Source organism: Pseudomonas sp. MPB23 (assembly GCF_046605395.1).
Lineage (GTDB): Bacteria > Pseudomonadota > Gammaproteobacteria > Pseudomonadales > Pseudomonadaceae > Aquipseudomonas.
Map to the genome: position 1 here is coordinate 2,331,215 of NZ_CP176771.1, position 22,337 is coordinate 2,353,551.

The following is a 22,337-nucleotide window of genomic DNA, read 5'->3' on the forward strand; positions in this document are numbered from 1 at the left end:
ATCGGGAGCAAGCCCCCTCCCACATTCTGACGGCGTTCCTACAGGGTGAATGGCGCGAAGCTGACGCCAGCACCGGCCGGGCGCACATCCTTGAGGAACGAGTCCTTGTCCGCGCTCAGCTCCAGGGTGATCTCCGGCTTGCGCTTGCCCGCATTGCGCACCACCAGGCCTTCGAGCTTTTCACGCAGGAACACCGTTGGCACCTTCAAGTGCAGCAACTGGTCGGTCTCGGCGTTGTGCATCAACAGGTGAACCCACTCGTACTGGCCTACGGCAATCCGCGCCACCGGCAGGTCGAACCACCAGATGTTGCGTTTGCGGTCCAGGTCGGTGAAGTGGCAGTTGTTGACGCCGAGAACGGCGCCGCCCAGTTCCTGGTTTCTGCGGGCGATGGCCTGTGCTTTATTGAGTTTCATAACCTTCCTACGGGATCTGTTATTCAGCGATATAGCCTGAATGTGCCGGGCATTCTCGTGGGTTGGTTGCAAAACATAAAGCCAAACCTGACGACGACGCTCAAATCAGCGCCGAAAATAATTGAAACTCTGCCGAACGGCCTTGGGTCCATCTTTAGGTAATGACCAAAACCCTTGATGGTTCTTTCGGAGAAATACCATGAGCAGCACATCGGACAAGGTAAAAGGCGTCGCGAACGAAACAGTCGGCAACATCAAGCAAGGTGTCGGCAAAGTCACCGGAAACGACAAGCTGCGCGCTGAAGGTGTGATCCAGGAAAAGAAAGGCGAAGTGCAGAAAGCGGTGGGCGACACCAAAGATGCAATAAAGAAAGCCACTAAGTAAGACTGCCCACGCGCAACCCGACGGCCATCCACGGATGGCCGTTTTTGTCTCTCCTGCGGCCACTAAACTTTTGAAATTGTTTCAAAGTCGCCAAATAGGCTACCTTGATGTAGAAAACGGCCCCTGAGTCGCCCACGAACTCACCCTCTTTGCGGCGAAAGGAGACGCTATGATTTTTCCGGTCCTCGATGGCCTCAAGCTCCACACCGTGCTGGTGCGCACCGTCAAGGAATTCGTCAATGACGAGATGTCCACCTACGCCTCGGCACTGGCCTACCAGATGCTGTTTTCATTGTTTCCCTTCCTGTTGTTCCTCATCGCCCTGATTGGTTTCCTGCACTTGCCGGACTTTTTCACCTGGCTGCGCCTGCAGTCGGAGCTGGTCCTGCCGCCCCAGGCGCTGGAGCAGGTCAACCCGGTGATCGACCAACTGCAGCAGTCCAAGGGCGGATTGCTCTCAGTGGGTATCGTGATCGCCCTGTGGACGGCGTCGGCGGGCGTGCGCCTGATGATGAGCGCGATGAACGCCGCCTACGACGTGGTCGAAGGCCGGCCGATCTGGAAGCGCTTCCCGCTGTCGGTGTTCTACACCGTCGGCATCGCCGGCATGCTGCTGGCCGCCGCCGCCCTGATGGTGCTGGGCCCGCAGGTGATGGAATGGCTGGCCGGACAGATCGGCATGCAGGAATTCGTGGTCACCCTGTGGACCATCCTGCGTTGGCCGTTGATTGTGATCCTGCTGATGTTCGCGGTGGCGCTCATGTATTACGTGATGCCTGATGTCGAGCAGAAATTCCGCTTCATCACCCCAGGCTCGGTGCTCGCGGTGGTGGTGTGGATCGTGGCTTCCCTGGGTTTTGGCTACTACGTCAAGACCTTCGCCGACTACAACGCCATGTATGGCAGCATCGGTGCGATCATCGTGCTGCTGCTGTATTTCTATATTTCCGCGGCCGTGCTGTTGCTGGGGGCGGAGATGAATGCGGTGATCGAACACATGTCCGCCGAAGGCAAGGACCCGGGGGAAAAAACGTTCGACGAGCCCGGCCACCCCCATGAAAAACAGCACGTCTCAGGCCTTGGCCGAGACCACTCCAAACCCACTCCCGATGAAGTCTGATCGATGATCCGTGAAATCCTGAAAATGGGTGACGAGCGCCTGCTGCGTGTCGCACCGCCGGTTCCGCCGGAAATGTTCGACAGCCCCGAGCTGTGGCAATTGATCGATGACATGTTCCAGACCATGGAACACGTGGGCGGCGTTGGCCTGGCCGCGCCGCAGATTGGCGTCGACCTGCAATTGGTGATCTTTGGTTTTGAAGCCAGTGAGCGCTACCCGGACGCGCCGCCCGTGGCGCAGACCATCCTGATCAACCCGTTGATCACACCGTTGAGCCCGATCATGGAAGAGGGCTTCGAAGGCTGCCTCTCGGTGCCCGGCCTGCGGGGCGCGGTGAACCGTTACCAGCAGATCCGCTACGAGGGGTTCGATCCGAAGGGCGAGCCGATCGTGCGTTTCGCCGACGGCTTCCATGCACGGGTGGTGCAGCATGAGTGCGATCACTTGATCGGCCGGCTGTATCCGTCACGGATTACCGACTTCAGCAAGTTCGGGTTTATGGACGTGATGTTCCCCGACATGGACCCCACCGCCGACGAATAGCTGTCCGACTGACCGAGATAACCTCGTGGACGGGGGCTGGCTCCCACCGTTTCAACCGCACTTTATCCGAGGTCGACCTTACCCTTGGTGATAAGCCCCATCGCGATCATCGGTTTGTTGCGCTTGTAACGCACCAGGCGTTCGCTGAGGGATTGCGGCAGCAACGTGTCCTGAGTGAACCCCATGCGCTGATACAGCACTTCCAGGTCCGGATGGCACAGCAACCACACCGTACCCTCCACACCGGCCACTGCCGCACCGATCACCCGCGCCGCCAGCCCCTGGCCGCGATAGGCCGGGTCGACAAATACGCCGGTCAACCACTGCCCGCCCAACACGGGGGTCAGGCACAACCCCGCCACGATCTCGCCATCGCGCGCCACCCACAAACGCCCGCCCTTGAGCGCCTTCATCGAGGAGTCATGGTGGCGATAAAATTTGTTCAGCAGCGGCCATAGCGGCTCTGCCAGCGGTTCGATGTGCAGTTCGGGCATGGTGGTTGGGCAACAGAATCGAGGGCCGAGGATTATAAGCGCCTTCTGTGCGGCAATAGGTGGTATACCCACTGTTACATCCCCTGTAAGTGGAGCATGCATCATGGCCAAAGGTATGGATTCAAAGAAAGCCGCGAAGAAGAAACCGGCAAAGACCGCCGATGAAAAACGCGCGGACAAGAAAGCCAAGAAATCCGAGACGGGTTTGTTCGGGCACTGAGTCCGCGTGTCAAAACTCAATGCGCTGACCGATTTTCCTACCTGTAACACTCCCCCACTGTAGGAGCGAGCAAGTTCGCTCCTACAGTGGGGGGCGAATGGCTTTAGATGGCGGCCAGGGTTTCTTTTACTGTCTGGGCTTGCGGGTCAGCCGTCTTCGCGGCGACCTGTTGCTCTTGTTGCTGCTTCAAACGCTCGGCCACTTGCTTGGTAATCGCGTCCTGCTTTTCCTGGGACATGTTCTGCACATCCGCCTCGGTCAAACCCTGTTCCTTGAGCAATTGCTCACGGATGCGCTCGGCCGGGGATTTGCTCATGTAGTCGGTGAACTCCGAACGCGCGGCGGAGGTGGCGCTGGTTGACGGCACTTCGGTGCTCGACGCTGCAGTTTGCAACTGCACGCGGGTCTTGGCGAAGGCTTCGTCGATGCGGTCGGTGGCCTTGTCCAGGTCCTTTTGCGCGGCCGGCACGGTCACGGTTTGTTGCGCTGCTTGCACGGCACCGCTGTACAGCGTGCTGGCGGCAGCATTGGCGGGGTCCATGTCGGTCCGCTTGAGCTTCTCAATGGTCGACACCGCTTGGGGGTTGTTGTTTACCAGCATGATCGGTCACCTGGGGAAATGTACGGTGCCACTGCTGGAGCAAATAGCATGCCGGGCGCGACGGCCCCGGTTTCTGGGGGCGCGTACGGCCTTTGCGGCAAGGATTGTCGCGCCGGCGGCCAACGGTTGCCGCCAGGGGGCGATGTTTGACGCCACCCGCCTGCGTGGTGATTCCGACAGGCGGTTAAGGCGTGTGCTGGATCAGTTGTGCCCGTCGAGGGCGAAGGCCTGGAAGCCGGCGTGCTGGCTCAGGCGTTGGTAGTACGCCGCAATCGCCGGGTAGGGCGGTCGTGCCATGGGGGTCATCTGCCAGCGGTGCACCGAGAGGCCGATCAGGATATCGGCGAGGGTGAATTCATCGCCGGCCACAAAGGCGCCGGTTTTCGCCAGTTGTTGTTCGAGCAGGCCCATCTTCTCGTTCCAGGCCCGCACGCTGGCGGTGATGCGTTGGGTGTCCTGGTGGTCGGGGCTGTTGCGCACCAGGGCCTGGAAGGCGTAGCCCCAGGACGGGTTGAGTTCGGTGGCCTGCCAGTCCATCCACTGCTCGACCCGGGCGCGCGGCGCGGGTTCGATGGGGAGCAGGTCGTGGCGTTGGTAGAGGTTCACCAGGTAACGGCAGATGGTGTTGGACTCCCACAGCACGCCATGGTCGTCGATCAGCACCGGTATCTGGGCATTGGGGTTGAGGGCAAGGAATTCGGCGGATTGGGTCGGTTTGAAGCCGATGCCCCAGTCTTCGCGCACGTAGTCGATGCCTAGTTCCTGGCAGGTCCAGAGCACTTTTCGTACGTTGATGGAGGAGGCGCGGCCCAAGATCTTCAGTGAGTGTCCCATGGTGCTTTCCTGGCGGTGGAGAACCACCAATCTAGCAGGTGCCAGCAACACGATGAAACGAATTGTCAACCATGCCCTCCGTAGGAGCGTCAGCAGCGGGGGCTGTGCTGGTCCATGGCTTTGCCGACCAGCAAGACGCTCAGCTCACTGAGTTGATGAATGGCCAAGGCGATATCGCGGTGTTTGCCGGTGAGGTCTTCGGACAGGTGGAGCAGCAGGGTGCTGACGGAACACACGGTTTCGTAGCTGTTGATCAGCAGGGTTTCGGTGGCGGTGTCGGGGATGACGGTGAAGAGGGTGGTTGGCGGTTTTTCGGTTTCTTTGATCATTACGTAAGTCCTGGAATAGGCCGCCGCCTCTTCGCTACTAAACGGGAGGTGGTAGCTGTACGCAGGTTAGTAGACCGGTGGACTTACAAAGCCGGCGCACCCGAAGGTGCCCTGCGCACAGCCGCCATCAAACGCGTTGGCGAGGCGTGTGCACTCAGTAAATCCGGACACGGGCTACTAAACCCGATCACCGAGAAATTCGGCGACCGGCAAACCTTAGAGATCGGCTCCCAGGCGCACAAGCCGGCGGATTCTGACGTAAACGTAGGCAATGGAGCAAGGCGTTCACCGCAATGTCAGCCCCGTCCTACAGGCGTCCTACGTACTTTCCCGCACCTGCAGCTCAAAGCCCATATCCACCACCGGCTTGGCGATCTTGTTGCCCGCCATGACCGTCAACAAATGCTCCGCCGCACGCCGGCCAATCGCCTCGCGTGGCGTGCGGATGCTGCTCAGGCGCGGCACCATGAAGGAGGAGGCCGGCAGGTCGTTGAAGCCCAGCACCGCGACGCGCTCCGGCACCTTGATGCCATGGCGCAGGGCTTCGAGGAGTGCGCCCTGGGCCAGGTCGTCGTTGCCGAAGAAGATCGCGTCCACGTCCGGATGGGCTGCCAGCAGTTGCAGGAACAACTCGCCCCCCAGGCCGACCGAGGAAGGGCGCGGAGTCAGCAACTCCAGCGCCGGGTCGTACAGGCCGGCCTGTTGCAGCGCGCGGCGGAACCCTTCGCCACGCAGCAAGGTGCGTTGGTCCAGTTGCGCGCCAATATAGGCCAGGCGTTTGCGTCCACGGGACAGCAGATGGGCCGCCGCCGTTTCGCCCGCCGCCAACTGCGAGAAACCCACGCAGTTCACGCCGGCGTTGGGGTCCAGATCCATCATATACACGCAGGGCACGTTGCTGGCCTCGACCATTCGTCGCGCGCTTTCGGTGCGGTCGAAGCCGGTCAACAGCAAACCCCGTGGCTGATAGGCCATATAGTTGCGCAGCAGGTTTTCTTCTTCGTCACGCGAATAGTGAGAGTTGCCGATCAGTACCTCGAAGCCCTTGGGCCGCAGCACCTGGTGGATGGCTTCGAGGGTTTCGATAAACAGCAGGTTGGACAGCGACGGCACCAGCACCACCACCGACTGGCTCTGGGCCGAGGCCAGGGCGCGAGCGGCGGGGTTGACCACGTAGTTCAGCTCGGCGGCGGCCTGTTGCACTTTTTCCACCAGTTCGGTGGCCACCGTGCTGATGCCGCGCAGGGCCCGGGAGGCGGTGATCGGGCTGACGCCGGCCAGGCGCGCGACTTCGTTAAGGGTTGGGCGACCCGTCGTGCGGGTATTTTTATCGTTCTTGGAGGTCATCAGGCGGCTTGCCAAACAAAAATCGAGGCACTAAGGTAGCGCTGTCTCCAAACGGCTGCAAATACTTGAACGCTGGGTTGCCTGATCCGGTTCAACTGCTTGGAGCGGATGCACGCGTCACTCCATAAAAAAAGACAAGACGGCGCGGGAAAAGCCTGTTTTTGCACTAGCCTTACAGCGTGCAAAGGTAGCGCTATCTGCGTCCTGAGGTGTTTCATGACTCAACCTGTTACCGCCCTGGTCATCATGGGTGTTGCCGGCTGTGGCAAGACCAGCGTCAGTGAGGCCCTGTGCCGCCTGAACGGTGCCACTGCCATCGAAGGCGACAGCTTTCACCCCGCCGCGAACATCGAAAAGATGAGTGCCGGCCACCCTCTCGACGACAACGACCGCGCCGGTTGGCTCGACATCCTGTGCGATGAATTGCGCCGCGCGCTCAAGGCTGGCGAACATCCGGTCCTCACCTGTTCGGCCCTGAAAAAGAAATACCGCGACCACCTGCGCGAAGCCGCGCCGGGCCTGGGCTTTGTCTTCCTGGAACTGACCCGTGAAGTGGCCGCCGACCGCGTGTCCCATCGCCCCGGCCATTTCATGCCGGCCAGCCTGATCGACAGCCAGTTCGCCACCCTTGAATCGCCCGTGGGCGAGCCGCTGACCCTGGCGCTCAATGCCAGTGACGACAGCATCGAGGCGCTGGCCGAGCAGACCAACACCTGGTGGCGGCAACACGGTTTTGAACCAACCCGATAATTGTTTGCCGGAAAAGATAGCGCTGTCCCCGGCGATAAATCGAATACCCGCTTTAATAACAACAACAAACAGGAGAGACCCCCCATGTTTGGCATGTCCCACGAGTCCTACCTGCTGCTTGATGCAGTGGTCACTATCATTGGCCTGATCTTCCTGATCACCAAGTTCAAGGTTCACCCGTTCATTGCCCTGATCATTGCGGCCGGCTTCCTCGGCCTGACCTCGGGCATGCCCGTGGACAAGATCATCAAGGCGTTCCAGGACGGCTTCGGCGGCGTGCTCGGCTTCGTCGGCATCATCCTCGCGCTGGGGACGATGCTCGGCAAAATGATGGCCGAATCCGGCGGTGCCGATCAGATCGCCCAGACCCTGATCCGCGCCTTCGGCAAGGAAAAGGTCCAGTGGGCGATGATGTTCGCCGCCTTCCTGGTGGGCATCCCGCTGTTCTTCGAGATCGGCTTTGTGCTGCTGATCCCGCTGGTGTTTATCGTCGCGCGCCGCACCGGCGTGTCGCTGATCAAGATCGGCATCCCGCTGCTCGCCGGCCTCTCGGCGGTGCACGGCCTGGTGCCGCCGCACCCAGGGCCGTTGCTCGCCATCGGCGTGTTTGGTGCGGACATCGGCAAGACCATTCTGTATGGCCTGATCGTCGCGCTGCCGACAGCCATCATCGCTGGCCCGATCTTTGGTACGTTCATCGCCAAGTACATCCCGGGCAACCCGTCCCAGGAACTGGTCGACCAACTCGCCCGCGAGTCGGAGCACAAGACGCTGCCGAGCTTCAGCATCACCCTGATCACCGTGCTGCTGCCGGTGTTCCTGATGCTGCTCAAAACCTTCGCCGACATCGCCCTGGCCGACGGTCATGTGGTGCGCAACTGGATGGACATGATCGGTCACCCGATCAGCGCCTTGCTGCTGGCGTTGCTGCTGTCGCTGTACACCTTTGGCCATCGCCAGGGCATCCACTCCAAGCAGATCCTCAAGCTGCTCGACGCCAGCCTGGCGCCGACGGCGGCGATCATCCTGATCATCGGTGCCGGGGGTGGTTTCAAGCAGATGCTGGTGACCAGCGGCGTGGGCGACGTGATCGGCCATATGGCGGTGAACGCGCAGATCAACCCGATCCTGCTGGCCTGGCTGGTGGCGGCGGTGATTCGTGTGGCGACCGGTTCGGCGACCGTGGCGACCATTACCGGCGCGGGCATCGTGGTGCCGGTGGTGGGCATGATTCCGGGGGTTAACCGCGAGTTGCTGGTGCTGGCGACGGGGGCGGGTTCGTTAATCCTGTCTCACGTCAACGATGCGGGGTTCTGGCTGGTGAAGCAGTACTTCAATATGACCGTGGCCGAGACCTTCAAGACCTGGACGGCGATGGAGACCATCCTGTCGGTGGTGGCGCTGATCTTCATCATGCTGCTGTCGCTGGTGGTCTGAACCTGTGTAGGCGCCGGCAAGCCGGCGCCTACACTCGGGTTGTATCAGGGCTTCTGCACGAGGCCATCGGCGCGGAACATCGCGCGAATCCCGCGCACCGCCTGGCGAATCCGGTCCTGGTTCTCGATCAGTGCAAAGCGCACATGGTCGTCGCCATACTCACCGAAGCCGATCCCCGGCGACACGCACACCTTGGCTTCCAGCAGCAGCTTCTTGGCAAACTCCAGCGAGCCCATGGCGGCGTACTGCTCGGGAATCTTGGCCCAGACGTACATCGACGCCTTGGGATTCTCCACCATCCAGCCCAACTCATGCAGGCCCTTGACCAGCACATTGCGGCGCTGGCGGTACTGCTCGGCGATGTCTTTCACGCACTGTTGGTCGCCTTCCAGTGCGGCAATCGCGGCGACTTGCAGCGGGGTGAAGGTGCCGTAGTCGTGGTAGCTCTTGATCCGCGCCAGGGCGTTGACCAGTTCGGCGTTGCCGACCATGAAACCGATGCGCCAGCCAGCCATGTTGTAGCTCTTGGACAGGGTGAAGAACTCCACCGCAATGTCCTTGGCGCCCGGTACCTGCATGATCGACGGGGCTTTCCAGCCGTCGTAGACGATGTCGGCGTAGGCCAGGTCATGCACCACCAGCACGTCGTACTGCTTGGCCAGGGCGATCACCCGTTCGAAGAAGTCCAACTCCACGCACTGCGCGGTGGGGTTGGACGGGAACCCCAGGATCATCATCTTCGGCTTGGGGATCGAACCGCGAATCGCGCGTTCCAGCTCGGCGAAGAAATCCACGCCGGGAATCAGCGGCACCGAGCGCACCTGGGCGCCGGCAATCACGGCACCGTAGATGTGAATCGGGTAGCTCGGGTTGGGCACCAGCACGGTGTCACCCTGGTCCAGGGTGGCCAGCATCAAGTGCGCCAGGCCTTCCTTGGAACCGATGGTGACGATGGCCTCGGTTTCCGGGTCGATGTCCACTTCATAGCGGTCCTTGTACCAGCGCGAAATCGCTCGACGCAGGCGCGGAATGCCTTTGGAGGTGGAGTAACCGTGGGTGTCTTCACGCTGGGCGACGGTGACCATTTTTTCCACGATATGCGGTGGAGTCGGGCCGTCTGGGTTGCCCATGCTCAAGTCGATGATGTCTTCGCCGCGCCGACGCGCAGCCATCTTCAGCTCGGCAGTGATATTGAAAACGTAGGGGGGGAGTCGATCGATGCGCGCAAAGCGGCGCGGCAAACCTTGGTCGGCCATTGTTGCCTCGAGAGTACGTAAGCGCCCGGAACCGTCCGAGCGACGTCGGCCACTGCGGTGGCCTGCGGGGCAGACAATACGGTCGATGATGGCCAGTTGTCCAGATGCGTAGGAAAATTTTCTACATGGAGTACCGTGCGGATATACCCCTATACTCGATGCGGGTTTGTTCCCTCATAAGAAGGAGACTGTTCGTATGGATCAGCAGACAAAACAACCGTTAGAGCCACACATGGAAGATGGCAAGGCCCTGGTGATTGCAGGTGTCCAGGGGCGTTATGCCAAGGCCACTGCCGGCGATATCCCACGGCTGTGGGAGTTGTTCGACACCTGCATCAAGGACATCAAGCAGCGCATCGGCGGCGTGACCTATGGCGTTTGCCATAACCCCAGCCACGGCGAATTTGATTACATGGCCGGGGTGCAAGTCCCTTCCAAGGACGATGTGCCGAGCAACTTCGAGTATGTCGAAATCCCGGCGCATCGCTACGCCGTGTTCCCGCACTACGGCCCGGTACAGGCGCTGGAGCAGACCTACGAACGCATCATGTTCGAATGGTTGCCGCACTCGGGCTACAAGGTGGCCGGGGCGGATTTCGAACGCTACAGCGCTGATTTCGATGGGAAGAAGGGCCTGGGGACGGTGGAGGTCTGGTTGCCGGTGGTCAAGGCCTGAGGTCACACGACTGAGCTGTGTTGGCAGCTCAGTCGCGGGCGTTACTGGCTGAGCAGGCGGCCGATGAAGGATTCGTTGGTGTCCAGCACACCGCTGCTTTGCAGTTTTTTACCCTGATGTACCCATTCCACCTTGTCGACATAGGAGGTCTGGGGTCTTGATTGCTGGTCGCGCCATACCACGGCCCTGCCGTGATCGCCAAAATCGGAGTCCAACTGCCCAGTCGCGGTGTGCCTGATCAGTTTGACCAGGCTGCCTATTGAATTGCGCGCCAACGCAACAATTTTGCCATCGGTCTGGACCACCACGCTTTCATAGCTGCCATGGCTGTCATCGGCCTCCACGGGGGTTGCGCCATTGAACTGCGGATCAGTTTGGCCGTTGGCAAGCAGGCTCGCGACGAAGTTCATTTGACGCGGCAACAGGCGGCTGCCGCCGACGACAGCTATCCGGCCATCCGGCCCGTTGGCCAGTGCCGAGGCTTGTTTTGGCTCATTACCTGAAAGCTGCAATTGCACGATACCGGCGTCACCAAAAGCCGTGTCCGCTTCCCCCGTGGGTTTAAACCCGCGGATAATGGCCTTGTCGTTGCCGGAGCCCGCAATCAAAAAACCGCTCTCAGTGATCAACACTGAGCCCATGAGGGCGCCGCGCACTTCAAGCGGGCCATCAAGACCGAAGTTGATTTCCTGACCGGAACTGCTGACTTGATAGATAAAACTGTTTGTACCGTCATTGAACACACAAATGATCTTGCCATCGGCCTGTATCGCTAAACCGGCCGTGCTGTTTAACCCCACACGAATCGGATGATTCAGCACAACTTCGCCGTTGTTGCCAAACTGAAAGTCTGAATCGCCGTTTTCTTTTTTGAATCGACTGATAGAGACAGCCTCATAGTTGGTACGGGCGGCCAATAACAGTTGCCTGCCATTCGGCTGAATGCGCATATCGATCAAGAAGCGGCGCTGTCTCATCGGCGTTACCCCGCGCCCGAATTGGGCGTCGTCCTCTCCCGTAGGCGTTTGTTTGGTGATAACAATGGAAAGTCCATCGGGCTCGCTATGCAGGCCTGCCGTGATGGTTGAATCGTCATCCAGGACGCGGGAGATTCCTCCGGTGCGTGGGTTTATAACGGTGCCATTTTTGGGGATTGTGTTGCCAAAGGAAAGATCCGGGCTTCCCGCAGTGTTAACTGAATTGTTGTTCGATGACGTCTTCATGGCAGGTCTCCGTGCTGGGCGTTGAGCGTTTCCACGCCTGCTCGCTGCATCGCATGAGCGACTTCCTTGGCATTCCAGTACAAAGCAATCGGCGACGCGTGTATAGCTGTGAACTCTGACAGTAGACAGCCGGGGAGGCGGGGTGAGAATGGTGGTTTTACCCGCGCAGACCAAACACCCAACTCAACCTGCGCTCATACCCGACCCGCCCCTTGTACGCCTCCCCGCCATCCACCCATCCAAGCCCCAGGTACAAGCCCATCGCCGCCACATTGTCGCTGTCCACCGACAGCTCGATCGCCTTGATTTCGGGCCACGCCTGCATTGCCGCGGCCGGTAGCGCCTGCAAACACGCCTTGCCAAACCCGCGGCCCTGCTGGCGCCGGTCCACCTGCAGCGCATGCAGCGTCGCGCTGTGCTGATCGGCCCAATGGGGCAAGCAAGGCGGGCGTTTGAGCAGAAGGAAAGCCACGGGTATTTCGTCGGCGAGCAGGGCAAAGCCTTTGACGCCGGGGCTGGGGTTGACCAGCAGGGTATTGAGTGCGCAGTACATGTCGCCGCAGAACGGCAGCTGTTCGGGATGGACTTCGATGGCGCTGGCTTGCTGTTGTTGCACAGCAGTGAGCACCTCGTAGGCGACGAGGCGGGTTTGCATCGGAGTGTCCGAACGGCTGCAAGGGAGGCCGCAGTCTAGCGGATTGGCGCGAACTATAGTCATTAGTCCGAAAAGGCAGACATCACACGACTCGGGAGGTTTACCCATGAATACGCAACCCGCTGAATTCGAACTGTCCATCAGCCGCTTGATCGACGCACCGCGCAGCCGGGTGTTCCGTGCCTGGACCGAGCCGGCCCTGCTGCAACAATGGTGGGGGCCCCATGGCATGACTACCCCGGAATGCGAAATGAACCTGTGGGTCGGTGGTCTGTTTCGTACGCTGATGCGTGCGCCGGATGGCACCGAATACCCGACCCAGGGCGTGTTCCTGGACATCATCGCGCCCCGGCGCCTGGTGTTTACCGATGCCTTCACGCCGGGCTGGATCCCTTCGGGCAAGCCGTTCATGACCGCCGAAGTGACCCTGCAGGAAGTCGAGGGCGACAAGACCCTCTACACCGCCCGCGCCATGCATTGGAGCCTGGAAGACAAACTGACCCACGAAGCCATGGGCTTTCACCAGGGCTGGGGTCAAAGCCTGGACCGGCTGGAGGCGCTGGTGACTCAAGGCATGCGCTCCTACGGGGGGTAAGAGGTGGTCAGTCGAGCATCAGGCCTAACATCCAGCTGCCCGCCGGCCCCGGCGGGTGTTGGCGTGACCACAGCGCATCCACTGCCACCGACCGTGGCCAGCCGCGCACCTTGAGTTCCACCAGCCCGGCGTTGCCAAAGCGTTCCACCAGCCAGCGCGGCAGCGCGGCCCAGCCGAAACCGAGTTGGGCCATTTCCATCAGCATCAGGAAACTCGGCGCCGACCACACGCGGCCCATGGGCCGGGTTTCGTTGGGGTTGATGATGCTCGCCAGGCGCAGTTCGCGGTGTTGCTGCAAGGCGTGCGGGTCGAGGGTTGCCAGGCTCGCCAGGGGATGAGCGGGAGCGACGAACAGCGCGATTTCCGTGCGCTCGGCCACGGGCGCGCGGGTCAGGTCCGGGGGATACACCTCCTGGGCTTCGACAAACGCCATCTGCGCGCGCCCGCTTTGCACCAGGGCGATCAGGTCTTCGCACTCGGCAATCAGCCATTCCAGCTCCAGGTCCGGGTAGCGTTGCTCAAAGGCCTTGAGGGCCAGTTCGAAACGCTCCGACTGGTAGGTATCGGACATGGCAATCGTGACTTTCGGCTCCAGGCCCTGGGCCAGTTGGTTCGCCGCCAATGCCAGGCGACTGTTGGCCTCCAGCACCTGCTCGGCCCGTTGCAGCACCACATGGCCCGCCGGCGTGAGCGTCGGCTTGCGGCTGCTGCGGTCGAACAGCACCACATCCAGGTCAATCTCCAGGCTTGCCACCGCCGCGCTGACGGTGGACTGGCTCTTGCCCAGCTTGCGCGCCGCCGCCGAAAACGAGCCTTGGGTCGCCGCCTGGACAAACGCTTGCAGCACTTCGTTGGACGCCATGTCTATCGCCTTGGTCGATGGTTATTGGTTATGAAGTATCGAACCGAGGCGCAATGATGGCAACCCTCGCCACTCACGGAGCCGGGTCATGAACCCTACCAAGTCGATTACTGAACGCGTGTGCCAGGCCATCGCTTTCGAGGTCCTGGCGTTGTTGATCTGTACGCCCTTGCTGGCGTGGATCATGGACAAGCCGGCCCTGGACATGGGCATGGTCACCCTGGCCATCAGCCTGCTGGCGCTGACGTGGAACGTGATTTTCAACGGCCTGTTCGACCGCCTTAAGGCGCGCTGGCACCTGGCCGGCAATGGCTGGACGCGCGTGCTGCACGCCTTGCTGTTCGAAGGGGGGCTGGTTGTGGTGTGCGTGCCGCTGATTGCCGCCTGGCTGAATATCAGCTTGATGCAGGCGTTTATCCTCGACATAGGTGTACTGCTGTTTTTCCTGCCGTACACCTATGTGTATCACTGGGGCTATGACGTGCTGCGCGCCAGGTTCCTACAGAAACATGCCGCCCGACGCCTCGATACGCTGGCCGGTGATCCAGTGGCTGCCGTCCGCCAGCAGGCTGGTAATGGCCCCGCCGATATCGTCCGGTAACCCGGCGCGACCCAGGGCGGTGTTGTTGGCGACCATCGCGTTAAGGTTGGCGTTGTCGCGCACAACGCCGCCGCCGAAGTCGGTTTCGATGGCGCCCGGCGCGAGGATGTTGACGCTGATGCCGCGCGCGCCGAGTTCTTTGGCTTGGTAGCGGGTCAGCACTTCCATGGCACCTTTCATCGCCGCATAGGCGGCGTAGCCGGGCAGGCTGAAACGCGCGAGGCCACTGGAGATATTGAGGATGCGGCCACCGTCACGGATCAGCGGCAGCAGTTTCTGGGTCAGGAAAAACGGGCCCTTGAATTGGATGGCCACCAGTTGATCGAACTGCGCTTCGCTGGTCTCGGCAAAGCTGGCGTGGATACCGATACCGGCGTTGTTGATCAGAAAGTCGAAGTCATCCCGTGCGAAAACATCCTTGAGTGCGCCGCCGACTGCTTCGACGAACGCGTCGAAGCTGGCGCTCTGGCTCACATCCAGTTTCAACATGGCGGCGCGGCCACCCCATTGCTCGATCTGCTCAAGCACGGCCTGCGCTTCATCCGCCTGGCTGTGGTAAGTGCCGATGATATCGACGCCTTGTGCCGCCAGGTGCAGCGCGGCGCTTCTCCCCAAGCCACGGCTGGCGCCGGTGATCAGTGCGATTTTACGGGTCATGGTGCAGTCCTCTGATGTGATCGTGGAAGGAGTGTATTTGTCCGGCCATAACGTGATAAACAGCGCTATGTCGGAATCACTGGCCGGATAGGGCGAACAATCCCATGAACAAACTGGAGCTGCTGCGCACCTTTGTGCGCGTCACCGAACTGTCGAGTTTCACTGGCGCCGGCGAGAGCCTGGGCTTGCCGCGCTCCACCGTGTCCGAGCATGTACAGGCGCTGGAGGAACTGCTCGGCACGCGCCTGCTGCAGCGCACCACGCGCAAGGTGCAGGCGACCCAGGATGGCCGCGTGCTGTATGAGCGTAGCAAGGATCTGCTGGCACATATGGAGGAGCTGGAAGGGTTGTTTCGCCAGGACGAAGCCCAACTGACCGGACGTATTCGCGTGGACCTGCCCAACATGATGGCGCGGGATTTGATCCTGCCGCGCCTGCCGTCCTTCATGGACGCACACCCGTTGATCGAGCTGGAAATCAGCACCACCGACCGCCAGGTCGACCTGCTCGCCGAAGGCTTCGATTGCGTGTTGCGCGTCGGGGCGCAGCCGGACCAGTCGGTGGTCGCGCGGTTGCTGTGCAGCATGCCGATGATCAACTGCGTGAGCGCAGGCTACCTGCAACGTTACGGCGTGCCGCGCACCTTGGCGGACCTGGCTGATCATCACTTGGTGCATTACGTGCGGCCGTTGGGCGCACGCTCGGCGGGGTTCGAATACCAGCAGGGCAACAAGGTCCAGCGCATTCCCATGGCCGGGCGCGTCACGGTCAACAGCACCGATGGCTACAAGTCGGCGTGCCTGGGCGGCTTCGGGATTATCCAGGTGCCGGCCCTGGGGATGGGCGATGAGTTGGCCAGGGGCGAGCTGGTGGCGATCTTGCCGGACTACCCGGCGGCGCCGTTGGACGTGTCCTTGCTCTACGCCGGCCAGCGCCATTTGCCGCTGCGGGTACGGGTGTTCATGGAGTGGCTGGCGGCGACATTGCAGTCCCAGCTCTAGCTTCCAACTGACCCTTGTAGGAGCGAGCTCCTACAAGGGCATGTGTCAGAAGAGTTGGGTGAACAGCCAGTAGAGGCTGCCGGACAGCAGGATCGCTGCTGGCAACGTTAACACCCATGCCATCAGCAAATTGCGGATGGTCTTCATTTGCAGGCCTGCGCCGTTGGCCACCATGGTCCCGGCCACGCCGGACGACAACACATGGGTGGTGGACACCGGCAGGCCGAACATGTCCGCCGCGCCGATGGTCAGCATCGCCACTGTCTCGGCCGAGGCGCCTTGGGCGTATGTCAGGTGGGTCTTGCCGATCTTCTCGCCGACGGTCACCACGATGCGCTTCCAACCGACCATGGTCCCCAGCCCCAGGGCGATGGCCACGGCGATCTTCACCCACAGCGGAATAAAGCGCGTGGAATTGTCGATCTGTTGCTTGAACAGTTGCAGCTTGCCTTGGGTGTCGGCGTCGAAATGCCCGAGCTGGGCCTTGTCCATCAGGCGAATGGTTTCGCTGGTCAGGTACATGTCGTTGCGCACGTTGCCGACCGCTTCGGCGGGAACTTTGGCCAGGGAACCGTAGCCTTTGACCTGTTCACCGATCTGGCCGGCGAGGGCGGCGAGGGCCGGGATCAGTTCCGGCGTGGCGTCTTTGGTGCGTACATACGTGGAGAGGATCGGACGCGGATCGCCCGGCAGCGCCTGGGGCGCGCTTTTCATCAGGGCCACCTGGGTCACTTCGGCCACGGCGGCGAACTGCAATGACTGTTCGGCGGGCATGGCGCGGTTCAGCGCATAGGCCATCGGCAAGGTGCCCACCAGGATCAGCATGATCAGGCCCATGCCTTTTTGCCCATCGTTGGAGCCGTGGGCGAATGACACGCCGGTGCAGGTGGCGATCAGCATGCCGCGAATCCACCACGGCGGCGGGGTGTCGCCTTTGGGCGCCTTGTACAGCGCGCGGTTTTTCACGAAGGCGCGTAGGGCCAGCAGCGCCAGGGCGGCAAACACGAAGCCGATCAGCGGCGACAGTAGCAGCGCGTAACCGATCTTGATCGCCTGGCTCCAATCCACACCGCTGGTGCCGTCACGCCCGTGCATCAAGGCATTGGCCACGCCGACGCCGATGATCGAACCGATCAGGGTGTGGGACGAAGACGCCGGCAACCCCAGCCACCAGGTGCCGAGGTTCCACAGGATCGCGGCGATCAACAGGGCGAAGATCATGGCGAAACCGGCCGAGGAGCCCACCTGCAGAATCAGCTCCACCGGCAGCAGGGCAATGATGCCGAACGCCACCGCACCGCTGGACAGCAGCACCCCGAGGAAATTGAAAAAGCCCGACCACACCACCGCAAATTGCGGCGGCAGCGAGTTGGTGTAGATCACCGTCGCCACGGCGTTGGCGGTGTCGTGGAAGCCATTGACGAACTCGAACCCGAGGGCGATCAATAGCGCCACCCCCAAGAGCAGGAACGGCGTCCAGGTGGTGACCACCGTGCCCAGTTCGTGCATGTCGTGCATCAGGTTATAGGCGGTGAACAACAGGCCCAAGGCGAGCACAGCGAAGAAAATGACCACCGTCAGCAGGCCGGGTTTTTTGTCGAGCTTGGGTTGGGTGTCAGCCGAAGACGTATGCGTGGAGGCAGTCAGTGAAGGGGTGGCCATGCAAAAACATCCAGTTTTGGGAGGATGGCGTAAATGATCATTGCAGAGTGTTACAAGGATGCTGCGATAGGTCAGTGTTTCGGCGATTGGGTGCGCCGCCGATCCACAAACCCGCAAAAAGTCCAAAAAACCTGTAGGAGCGTCAGTAGTCTTTGCGCTTTCTGAAGGCCCAGCGCCCGGCTATCAAGGTGAAGGTCGCCACCAGCGCCACCAGAATCCAGAAGCCTTCGGGGTCCTGGGACAGCGGCACGCCGCCCACGTTCATGCCGAAGAAGCCGGCGATGATGTTGATCGGCAACGCCAGCACCGTGACCACGGTGAGGGTGAACAGCGTGCGGTTGCTCTGTTCGTTGAGGTTGGCGGCGATCTCTTCCTGCAACAGTTTGATCCGCTCACCCAAGGCGGTGAGGTCGTTGATGATCAGCGCGAACTCCTCGGTGGATTTGCGCAACTCCTTCACGTCTTCCTTTTGCAGCCATTGCGGCGGGCGGTTGAGCAGGCGCAGCAGCGAACCGGGCTCCAGCGCCAGCAGGCGTTGCAGGCGCACCAGTACTCGGCGTGCCGCACCCAGTTCGGCACGGTTGGTGGACAGGCGCGACGACAGCAACTGGTCTTCGATGTGGTCGACGCTGATGCTGGTCTTGCGCACGATCTGGGTCAGCACTTCGCCCTGGTCGCGCAGCAGGTGCACCAGCAGTTCCAGCGGCGAGCGAAAGCGTTCGCCGGCCTTCACCGAGGAGCGCAATTTATCCACCGAATGCAGCGGCTGCAGGCGTGCGCTGATCAACAACCGGCTGCGTGCACACACCCACAGCGTGGAAATATCCGACGACACCATGCTGCTGAAGTTGAACACCACGTCGTTGACCACCGCCAGCAAGGCCGAGTCGACGTGCTCGATGCGGGTCGAGCGCGAGCCTTCGTGCAGGGCTTCGAAGAATTCCTCGGGCAAGTCCAGGTGCGCCTGCATCCAGCGCTCGCAGGCGGCGTGGGCCAGGTTCAGGTGCAGCCACAGGAACTCTTCCGGGGCGGCCGGTTGCTGCAAGGCGTGCAGGGCGGTGGCCGAGTCGATCTGCTCGCCTTTTTCACCGGGGCGAAAACGAAAACCGTAAAGCAAACCGAAGAGATCGGAATCCTGGTGGCGTTGGTCGATGCTGTGGTTCATGGCGGCTCGCGCAGAAAGGGCCTGTAGGACGTTTCACAGGCGCGAGGGCGATCATTGCAAGTAGATTTGACATTTTTGTGACATTTTTCGACTTATTTCGTCGAGATGACATTTTATTGACCGCTGGTAAGAATTCGCTCAAGAAGCGTCTGGCCCGGCCGATTCAAGGCGCAAGCACGGCAGTGGATGTGCCGTATTTTGAAAGGACAGGGAGGTTTTGGCGTGTATGCACCCTTTTCCTGTTTCGAGGCTTTCCCGATGAATTTTTTGCGAACGTCCCTGCGGGCACAGATCTTGTCCCTGCTCGGTGGCAGCCTGCTGGCCATGCTGTTGATCGCCCTGGCCTGTTTCAACTTCCTCTCCAATGGCGTGCAGAGTTACCGCAGTTTGCTGGAGGGGCCGTTGCTGACCTCACAGTTGATCGATGAGGCCAACCTGCAATTCAAAGTGCAAGTGCAAGAATGGAAAAACGTACTGTTGCGCGGCAAGCAGCCCCAGGAGCTGGAAAAGTATTGGGGCCAGTTCCAGGCGCGCCAGCACGATGTACAAGGCCTTCTCGCGCGGTTGGTGACGCAGACCAGCGGCGACCCGGCCTTGAGCCAGCGCATCGCCCATTTGCGCCAGGAACATCAGCAATTGGGCATCGCCTACCAGCGCGGCCGCGATGCCTACGTGGCCGCCGGCGCCGACCCGACTGCCGGAGACACGGCGGTCAAGGGCGTGGATCGCGCCGCCAGCGAGCAAATGAGCGCGCTGGTCAGTGAGTTGCGCGAACAAGGCGCCAGGCAATCGGTGGCCATCAGTGCCAATGCCGAGCGCACGGTGATGGTGGGCCTGGCGATCATGCTGCTGTCCGGCGCGTTGATTGGCCTGTTCAGCCTGTGGTTGATCAACCGCAACCTGATCCTGCCGATTCGCGGCTTGATCGACTATGTGACGCAACTGAGCCATGGCCGCTTTGCCGAGCGCGTGGCCAATCGCCGCCAGGATGAGCTGGGGCATCTGGCCGTCGCTGCGAATACCTTGCGCGATTTCCTCGCCGAGACCTTCAGCCGCCTGCAGCGCAGCGCCACTGATCTGGTCAGCGCCAGCGGCGAGCTGAACTCGATTGCCGGGCAGATGGCCACGGGGACCCATGACCAATTCAACCGCACCGACCAGGTGGCCACGGCCATGACCGAAATGTCGGCCACCGCCCAGGAAGTCGCGCGTCACGCCGCCAGTGCTTCGCGCGCCGCCGATGAAGCCGACCATTCGGCCCGTGAAGGCGGGGAAGTAATGCAAGTCACCATCGCCACCATCGGCCAGATGCGCACCGAAATCCTCAACACCGGCACGATCATCCGTCGCCTGGAAACCGACAGCGTGCGTATCGGCAAGGTACTCGAAGTGATTCGCGGGATCGCCGAGCAGACCAATCTGCTGGCGCTCAACGCGGCCATCGAGGCCGCGCGGGCGGGAGAGGCCGGGCGCGGTTTTGCCGTGGTGGCCGATGAAGTGCGCAACCTGGCGCAACGCACGGCGTCCTCGATCATCGAGATCAACCAGATTATCCATGCGGTGCAGACCGGTGCGGTCGATGCGGCCGAAGCCATCGTCAGCGGCCAGTCGTGCAGCGACGACAGCGTAGAAAAAGTCACTCAGGCCGGCGCCATGCTGACCCACATCACCCAGGCGGTGGAAGCGATTCGCGACATGAACCGGCAGATCGCCACGGCGGCCGAGGAGCAGACGTCGGTGGCCGAGGATATTTCGCGCAACATCACCCAGATCACCGAGGTGGCCACAGCCAACCTCGACAACGTGAAGCGCACCGAAGCAGCGAGTCAGAACTTGCGTGGTTTGTCTGGCGAGTTGAACGAAGTGACGGCGCGGCTGAGCGCCTGATCAGGCGGTACTGCGCGTTTCATTGGTTTGATAGGCAAGCGCCCATAAAAAAACGCGCCACCCATCAGGTGGCGCGTTTCATATACGGTTTGACTCAGGTGTCGAGTTTGTCTTCCAGCACGGCGCCGGTTTTGGCGTCGAGCTTGATTTCGAACTTCTTGCCGGCCGTGTCGGTGACGTCGACCTCGTAGACCAGCACACCACTGTTGTTGTGGTCCAACTCAGTGTCGGTGATGTTGGCGCCCGGGTGCTTGGCCACTGCGGTGGCATTGAGTTTGTCGAACGGCATCACGGCGCCGGATTTGAGCAGGCCTTCGATGTGGTCCGGGCGAACATCGGCCTGGGCCAGGCCGGCGGTCAGGGTCAGGGCGGTAGCGGCGAACAAAGCGGTCAGGGTTTTCATGCTGTGTGTCCTTCTCGGGTGAGCTGTTTAAGTGGCGCTAGATTAACCGGCGCAACTTAACTCACCCTTAATGGCACACTGACTCAGTATTTATAGTCGTTCAGCAGATCCTGCACGCTGGACGACGGCCAGCGTTTGTAGAACTTCAGCAATTCGGCGGCGCGGTTGGTGAAGATGCCGTCGACACCGGCTTTCATCACCTTGTCGAAGTCCACCGGTTCATCGACGGTGTAGACGTGCACCAGCAGGCCTTTGTCGTGGGTCAGCTTGTTCATTTCCGGCTTGACCAGGTTCGCGTAGCTCTGGTCGCCGTGGTCGGTCAGCTCGGCCGATGGGCCGGTGCCGATAGCACCGAGGCGCTTGGCTTCGTCCAGCCACTTTTCGAACTCGGCGGCGTCTTTGGGCTCTTGCTTGGCGTAGTAGGCGGCCTTGGTCGGTTCGCCGGATTCGGCGAAGGTCACTTTGGACTTCGGCTCGATGCTGCCTTCCCCCACCCACAGCAGCAAAATCTTCGGTGTGTTCGGCATCTCTTTTTGCAGTGCTTCGAGGCTCGCCGGATCGAAGGTTTGCAGCACCACGCGGCCCTTGCCCTGGCCGACACCCGTGTTGCTCTTGCCCAGCTTGGAACCGGCGGAGCTCAACCAGCCTTTATCCAGCAGCTTGTTTTTCAGGTCGGCTTCGATACCCGGAAATTGCTTGGGCTCTTTGGTCTCGATGTACAGGCCGGGTTTGTGCTGCGGGTTGCCTTCGGCGATCTTGATGATGTCGTCCAGGCTGAGGATCTTCAGGCCGACGAAGCCTGGACGCGCGCGGTCCGGGTAGGCGGCGTTGAACCAGCTGCCAGCGTCGAGGGTTTGCAGTTCTTTCCAGGTGAATTCGCTGGCCGGCGCATCTTTGCGCTCGGGGAACTTGGTGGCCACGTCGGTGGTGCGCTGCAGGTTATTGTCGTGCAGGGCAAACAAGACGCCGTCCTTGCTGCGCTGCAGGTCCAGTTCCAGATAGTCGGCACCCAGGTCGCGGGCAACCTTGTAGGCCGCAGCGGTGGATTCGGGGGCATCGTAGGACGCGCCACGGTGAGCGATCACGGCAGGGTGGGGAATGCCTTCGTTTGTTGCCAATTCAGCCGGGCTGATCGGTTCGGCAGCCTGCGCTTGGCCAAGGCCGAGCATCAGGGCGAGCAGCAAGGCACTCTTGGTAAACGTGACAGGCATATGCGAA

The 22,337-nt window shown here is 61.2% G+C and carries 25 protein-coding genes and 1 pseudogene; 11 read left to right on the top strand and 15 right to left on the bottom strand.

Features of this window, described 5'->3' with window-relative positions:
- Positions 1-38: 38 nt before the first annotated feature.
- The gene (locus ACLH0J_RS10845; RefSeq protein WP_411391971.1) at positions 39-416 is read right to left on the bottom strand and encodes a hypothetical protein; all 378 of its coding nucleotides are present in this window, start codon (positions 414-416) and stop codon (positions 39-41) included.
- 199 nt (positions 417-615) lie between these two features.
- Here ACLH0J_RS10845 and ACLH0J_RS10850 point away from each other — a divergent pair, with 199 nt between their 5' ends.
- The 3 genes from ACLH0J_RS10850 to def all read left to right on the top strand — a co-directional run bounded on the left by ACLH0J_RS10850 (position 616) and on the right by def (position 2,464).
- On the top strand, positions 616-801 hold the full coding sequence (locus ACLH0J_RS10850) for a CsbD family protein (protein ID WP_411391972.1): 186 nt from the start codon (positions 616-618) through the stop codon (positions 799-801).
- 169 nt (positions 802-970) lie between these two features.
- Positions 971-1,921 carry a YihY/virulence factor BrkB family protein gene (locus tag ACLH0J_RS10855; RefSeq protein ID WP_411391973.1) on the top strand — a complete coding sequence of 317 codons (951 nt, stop codon included), beginning with the start codon at positions 971-973 and terminating at the stop codon, positions 1,919-1,921.
- Positions 1,922-1,924: 3 nt separating this feature from the next.
- Positions 1,925-2,464, top strand: coding sequence for a peptide deformylase (gene def / locus ACLH0J_RS10860; protein WP_411391974.1), 540 nt, complete (start codon positions 1,925-1,927; stop codon positions 2,462-2,464).
- A 62-nt stretch (positions 2,465-2,526) separates the two neighbouring features.
- Here def and ACLH0J_RS10865 read toward each other — a convergent pair whose 3' ends face one another.
- The 5 genes from ACLH0J_RS10865 to ACLH0J_RS10885 form a co-directional block, all read right to left on the bottom strand.
- A complete protein-coding gene (locus ACLH0J_RS10865) occupies positions 2,527-2,958 on the bottom strand; it encodes a GNAT family N-acetyltransferase (RefSeq protein WP_411391975.1) in 432 nt (143 codons plus the stop codon).
- A 323-nt stretch (positions 2,959-3,281) separates the two neighbouring features.
- A complete protein-coding gene (locus ACLH0J_RS10870; RefSeq protein ID WP_411391976.1) occupies positions 3,282-3,779 on the bottom strand; it encodes a hypothetical protein in 498 nt (165 codons plus the stop codon).
- A 201-nt stretch (positions 3,780-3,980) separates the two neighbouring features.
- Positions 3,981-4,613, bottom strand: a complete 633-nt coding sequence (locus ACLH0J_RS10875; RefSeq protein WP_411391977.1) for a glutathione S-transferase family protein — start codon at positions 4,611-4,613, stop codon at positions 3,981-3,983.
- Between the two features lie 89 nt (positions 4,614-4,702).
- A complete protein-coding gene (locus ACLH0J_RS10880) occupies positions 4,703-4,942 on the bottom strand; it encodes a DUF6124 family protein (RefSeq protein ID WP_411391978.1) in 240 nt (79 codons plus the stop codon).
- A gap of 318 nt (positions 4,943-5,260) precedes the next feature.
- On the bottom strand, positions 5,261-6,292 hold the full coding sequence (locus ACLH0J_RS10885) for a LacI family DNA-binding transcriptional regulator (protein WP_411392805.1): 1,032 nt from the start codon (positions 6,290-6,292) through the stop codon (positions 5,261-5,263).
- 213 nt (positions 6,293-6,505) lie between these two features.
- On the opposite strand from ACLH0J_RS10885, the gene ACLH0J_RS10890 reads away from it, so the two are divergent.
- Both ACLH0J_RS10890 and ACLH0J_RS10895 read left to right on the top strand, forming a co-directional pair.
- Entirely contained in the window at positions 6,506-7,039 is a 534-nt protein-coding gene (locus ACLH0J_RS10890) for a gluconokinase (protein WP_411391979.1), read from the top strand.
- Between the two features lie 84 nt (positions 7,040-7,123).
- Entirely contained in the window at positions 7,124-8,476 is a 1,353-nt protein-coding gene (locus ACLH0J_RS10895) for a GntP family permease (RefSeq protein ID WP_017847208.1), read from the top strand.
- Between the two features lie 44 nt (positions 8,477-8,520).
- On the opposite strand, the gene alaC is transcribed toward ACLH0J_RS10895, so the two are convergent.
- Positions 8,521-9,732, bottom strand: coding sequence for an alanine transaminase (gene alaC, locus ACLH0J_RS10900; RefSeq protein WP_411391980.1), 1,212 nt, complete (start codon positions 9,730-9,732; stop codon positions 8,521-8,523).
- Between the two features lie 196 nt (positions 9,733-9,928).
- Between alaC and ACLH0J_RS10905 the strand changes: the two genes are divergently transcribed.
- A complete protein-coding gene (locus ACLH0J_RS10905; protein ID WP_411391981.1) occupies positions 9,929-10,408 on the top strand; it encodes a GyrI-like domain-containing protein in 480 nt (159 codons plus the stop codon).
- Between the two features lie 41 nt (positions 10,409-10,449).
- Here ACLH0J_RS10905 and ACLH0J_RS10910 read toward each other — a convergent pair whose 3' ends face one another.
- Together ACLH0J_RS10910 and ACLH0J_RS10915 are read right to left on the bottom strand one after the other, a co-directional pair.
- On the bottom strand, positions 10,450-11,631 hold the full coding sequence (locus ACLH0J_RS10910; RefSeq protein WP_411391982.1) for a hypothetical protein: 1,182 nt from the start codon (positions 11,629-11,631) through the stop codon (positions 10,450-10,452).
- Between the two features lie 157 nt (positions 11,632-11,788).
- The gene (locus tag ACLH0J_RS10915) at positions 11,789-12,286 is read right to left on the bottom strand and encodes a GNAT family N-acetyltransferase (RefSeq protein WP_411391983.1); all 498 of its coding nucleotides are present in this window, start codon (positions 12,284-12,286) and stop codon (positions 11,789-11,791) included.
- A 106-nt stretch (positions 12,287-12,392) separates the two neighbouring features.
- Here ACLH0J_RS10915 and ACLH0J_RS10920 point away from each other — a divergent pair, with 106 nt between their 5' ends.
- Positions 12,393-12,881, top strand: a complete 489-nt coding sequence (locus tag ACLH0J_RS10920; protein WP_411391984.1) for an SRPBCC family protein — start codon at positions 12,393-12,395, stop codon at positions 12,879-12,881.
- Between the two features lie 7 nt (positions 12,882-12,888).
- On the opposite strand, the gene ACLH0J_RS10925 is transcribed toward ACLH0J_RS10920, so the two are convergent.
- Positions 12,889-13,743 carry a LysR family transcriptional regulator gene (locus ACLH0J_RS10925; RefSeq protein ID WP_411391985.1) on the bottom strand — a complete coding sequence of 285 codons (855 nt, stop codon included), beginning with the start codon at positions 13,741-13,743 and terminating at the stop codon, positions 12,889-12,891.
- 88 nt (positions 13,744-13,831) lie between these two features.
- Between ACLH0J_RS10925 and ACLH0J_RS10930 the strand changes: the two genes are divergently transcribed.
- Positions 13,832-14,344 (top strand): multidrug/biocide efflux PACE transporter, encoded by a 513-nt coding sequence (locus ACLH0J_RS10930; RefSeq protein ID WP_411391986.1) that lies wholly within the window; start codon positions 13,832-13,834, stop codon positions 14,342-14,344.
- Here ACLH0J_RS10930 and ACLH0J_RS10935 read toward each other — a convergent pair.
- Positions 14,243-15,001 carry an SDR family NAD(P)-dependent oxidoreductase gene (locus tag ACLH0J_RS10935; RefSeq protein ID WP_411391987.1) on the bottom strand — a complete coding sequence of 253 codons (759 nt, stop codon included), beginning with the start codon at positions 14,999-15,001 and terminating at the stop codon, positions 14,243-14,245. The genes ACLH0J_RS10930 and ACLH0J_RS10935 overlap by 102 nt on opposite strands.
- 104 nt (positions 15,002-15,105) lie before the next feature.
- On the opposite strand from ACLH0J_RS10935, the gene ACLH0J_RS10940 reads away from it, so the two are divergent.
- On the top strand, positions 15,106-16,002 hold the full coding sequence (locus ACLH0J_RS10940) for a LysR family transcriptional regulator (RefSeq protein WP_411391988.1): 897 nt from the start codon (positions 15,106-15,108) through the stop codon (positions 16,000-16,002).
- Between the two features lie 45 nt (positions 16,003-16,047).
- Here the strand turns inward: ACLH0J_RS10940 and ACLH0J_RS10945 are convergent, their stop codons facing one another.
- Both ACLH0J_RS10945 and ACLH0J_RS10950 read right to left on the bottom strand, forming a co-directional pair.
- Complete coding sequence (locus tag ACLH0J_RS10945; protein WP_411391989.1) at positions 16,048-17,664, bottom strand: inorganic phosphate transporter; 1,617 nt, start codon at positions 17,662-17,664, stop codon at positions 16,048-16,050.
- A gap of 142 nt (positions 17,665-17,806) precedes the next feature.
- Complete coding sequence (locus tag ACLH0J_RS10950) at positions 17,807-18,829, bottom strand: transporter (RefSeq protein WP_411391990.1); 1,023 nt, start codon at positions 18,827-18,829, stop codon at positions 17,807-17,809.
- An 843-nt stretch (positions 18,830-19,672) separates the two neighbouring features.
- Here ACLH0J_RS10950 and ACLH0J_RS10955 point away from each other — a divergent pair.
- Together ACLH0J_RS10955 and ACLH0J_RS10960 are read left to right on the top strand one after the other, a co-directional pair.
- A pseudogene (locus tag ACLH0J_RS10955) lies at positions 19,673-19,783 on the top strand (hypothetical protein); the annotation flags it as partial.
- Between the two features lie 228 nt (positions 19,784-20,011).
- Entirely contained in the window at positions 20,012-20,716 is a 705-nt protein-coding gene (locus tag ACLH0J_RS10960) for a methyl-accepting chemotaxis protein (RefSeq protein WP_411392806.1), read from the top strand.
- A gap of 94 nt (positions 20,717-20,810) precedes the next feature.
- Here ACLH0J_RS10960 and ACLH0J_RS10965 read toward each other — a convergent pair whose 3' ends face one another.
- Positions 20,811-21,119 (bottom strand): PepSY domain-containing protein, encoded by a 309-nt coding sequence (locus ACLH0J_RS10965; protein WP_411391991.1) that lies wholly within the window; start codon positions 21,117-21,119, stop codon positions 20,811-20,813.
- An 83-nt stretch (positions 21,120-21,202) separates the two neighbouring features.
- The gene (locus ACLH0J_RS10970; RefSeq protein WP_411391992.1) at positions 21,203-22,330 is read right to left on the bottom strand and encodes a glycerophosphodiester phosphodiesterase; all 1,128 of its coding nucleotides are present in this window, start codon (positions 22,328-22,330) and stop codon (positions 21,203-21,205) included.
- Between the last annotated feature and the right edge of the window lie 7 nt (positions 22,331-22,337).

Bases quoted from the DNA above. Each gene is read 5' to 3' on its own strand.
- ACLH0J_RS10850 (WP_411391972.1), top strand. From the start codon at position 616: ATGAGCAGCACATCGGACAAGGTAAAAGGCGTCGCGAACGAAACAGTC.
- def (WP_411391974.1), top strand. From the start codon at position 1,925: ATGATCCGTGAAATCCTGAAAATGGGTGACGAGCGCCTGCTGCGTGTC.
- ACLH0J_RS10910 (WP_411391982.1), bottom strand. From the start codon at position 11,631: ATGAAGACGTCATCGAACAACAATTCAGTTAACACTGCGGGAAGCCCG.
- ACLH0J_RS10870 (WP_411391976.1), bottom strand. From the start codon at position 3,779: ATGCTGGTAAACAACAACCCCCAAGCGGTGTCGACCATTGAGAAGCTC.
- ACLH0J_RS10905 (WP_411391981.1), top strand. From the start codon at position 9,929: ATGGATCAGCAGACAAAACAACCGTTAGAGCCACACATGGAAGATGGC.
- ACLH0J_RS10920 (WP_411391984.1), top strand. From the start codon at position 12,393: ATGAATACGCAACCCGCTGAATTCGAACTGTCCATCAGCCGCTTGATC.
- ACLH0J_RS10960 (WP_411392806.1), top strand. From the start codon at position 20,012: ATGTCGGCCACCGCCCAGGAAGTCGCGCGTCACGCCGCCAGTGCTTCG.
- ACLH0J_RS10935 (WP_411391987.1), bottom strand. From the start codon at position 15,001: ATGACCCGTAAAATCGCACTGATCACCGGCGCCAGCCGTGGCTTGGGG.
- ACLH0J_RS10880 (WP_411391978.1), bottom strand. From the start codon at position 4,942: ATGATCAAAGAAACCGAAAAACCGCCAACCACCCTCTTCACCGTCATC.
- ACLH0J_RS10875 (WP_411391977.1), bottom strand. From the start codon at position 4,613: ATGGGACACTCACTGAAGATCTTGGGCCGCGCCTCCTCCATCAACGTA.
- ACLH0J_RS10845 (WP_411391971.1), bottom strand. From the start codon at position 416: ATGAAACTCAATAAAGCACAGGCCATCGCCCGCAGAAACCAGGAACTG.
- ACLH0J_RS10895 (WP_017847208.1), top strand. From the start codon at position 7,124: ATGTTTGGCATGTCCCACGAGTCCTACCTGCTGCTTGATGCAGTGGTC.
- alaC (WP_411391980.1), bottom strand. From the start codon at position 9,732: ATGGCCGACCAAGGTTTGCCGCGCCGCTTTGCGCGCATCGATCGACTC.
- ACLH0J_RS10925 (WP_411391985.1), bottom strand. From the start codon at position 13,743: ATGGCGTCCAACGAAGTGCTGCAAGCGTTTGTCCAGGCGGCGACCCAA.
- ACLH0J_RS10930 (WP_411391986.1), top strand. From the start codon at position 13,832: ATGAACCCTACCAAGTCGATTACTGAACGCGTGTGCCAGGCCATCGCT.
- ACLH0J_RS10915 (WP_411391983.1), bottom strand. From the start codon at position 12,286: ATGCAAACCCGCCTCGTCGCCTACGAGGTGCTCACTGCTGTGCAACAA.
- ACLH0J_RS10950 (WP_411391990.1), bottom strand. From the start codon at position 18,829: ATGAACCACAGCATCGACCAACGCCACCAGGATTCCGATCTCTTCGGT.
- ACLH0J_RS10945 (WP_411391989.1), bottom strand. From the start codon at position 17,664: ATGGCCACCCCTTCACTGACTGCCTCCACGCATACGTCTTCGGCTGAC.
- ACLH0J_RS10890 (WP_411391979.1), top strand. From the start codon at position 6,506: ATGACTCAACCTGTTACCGCCCTGGTCATCATGGGTGTTGCCGGCTGT.
- ACLH0J_RS10855 (WP_411391973.1), top strand. From the start codon at position 971: ATGATTTTTCCGGTCCTCGATGGCCTCAAGCTCCACACCGTGCTGGTG.
- ACLH0J_RS10970 (WP_411391992.1), bottom strand. From the start codon at position 22,330: ATGCCTGTCACGTTTACCAAGAGTGCCTTGCTGCTCGCCCTGATGCTC.
- ACLH0J_RS10940 (WP_411391988.1), top strand. From the start codon at position 15,106: ATGAACAAACTGGAGCTGCTGCGCACCTTTGTGCGCGTCACCGAACTG.
- ACLH0J_RS10965 (WP_411391991.1), bottom strand. From the start codon at position 21,119: ATGAAAACCCTGACCGCTTTGTTCGCCGCTACCGCCCTGACCCTGACC.
- ACLH0J_RS10865 (WP_411391975.1), bottom strand. From the start codon at position 2,958: ATGCCCGAACTGCACATCGAACCGCTGGCAGAGCCGCTATGGCCGCTG.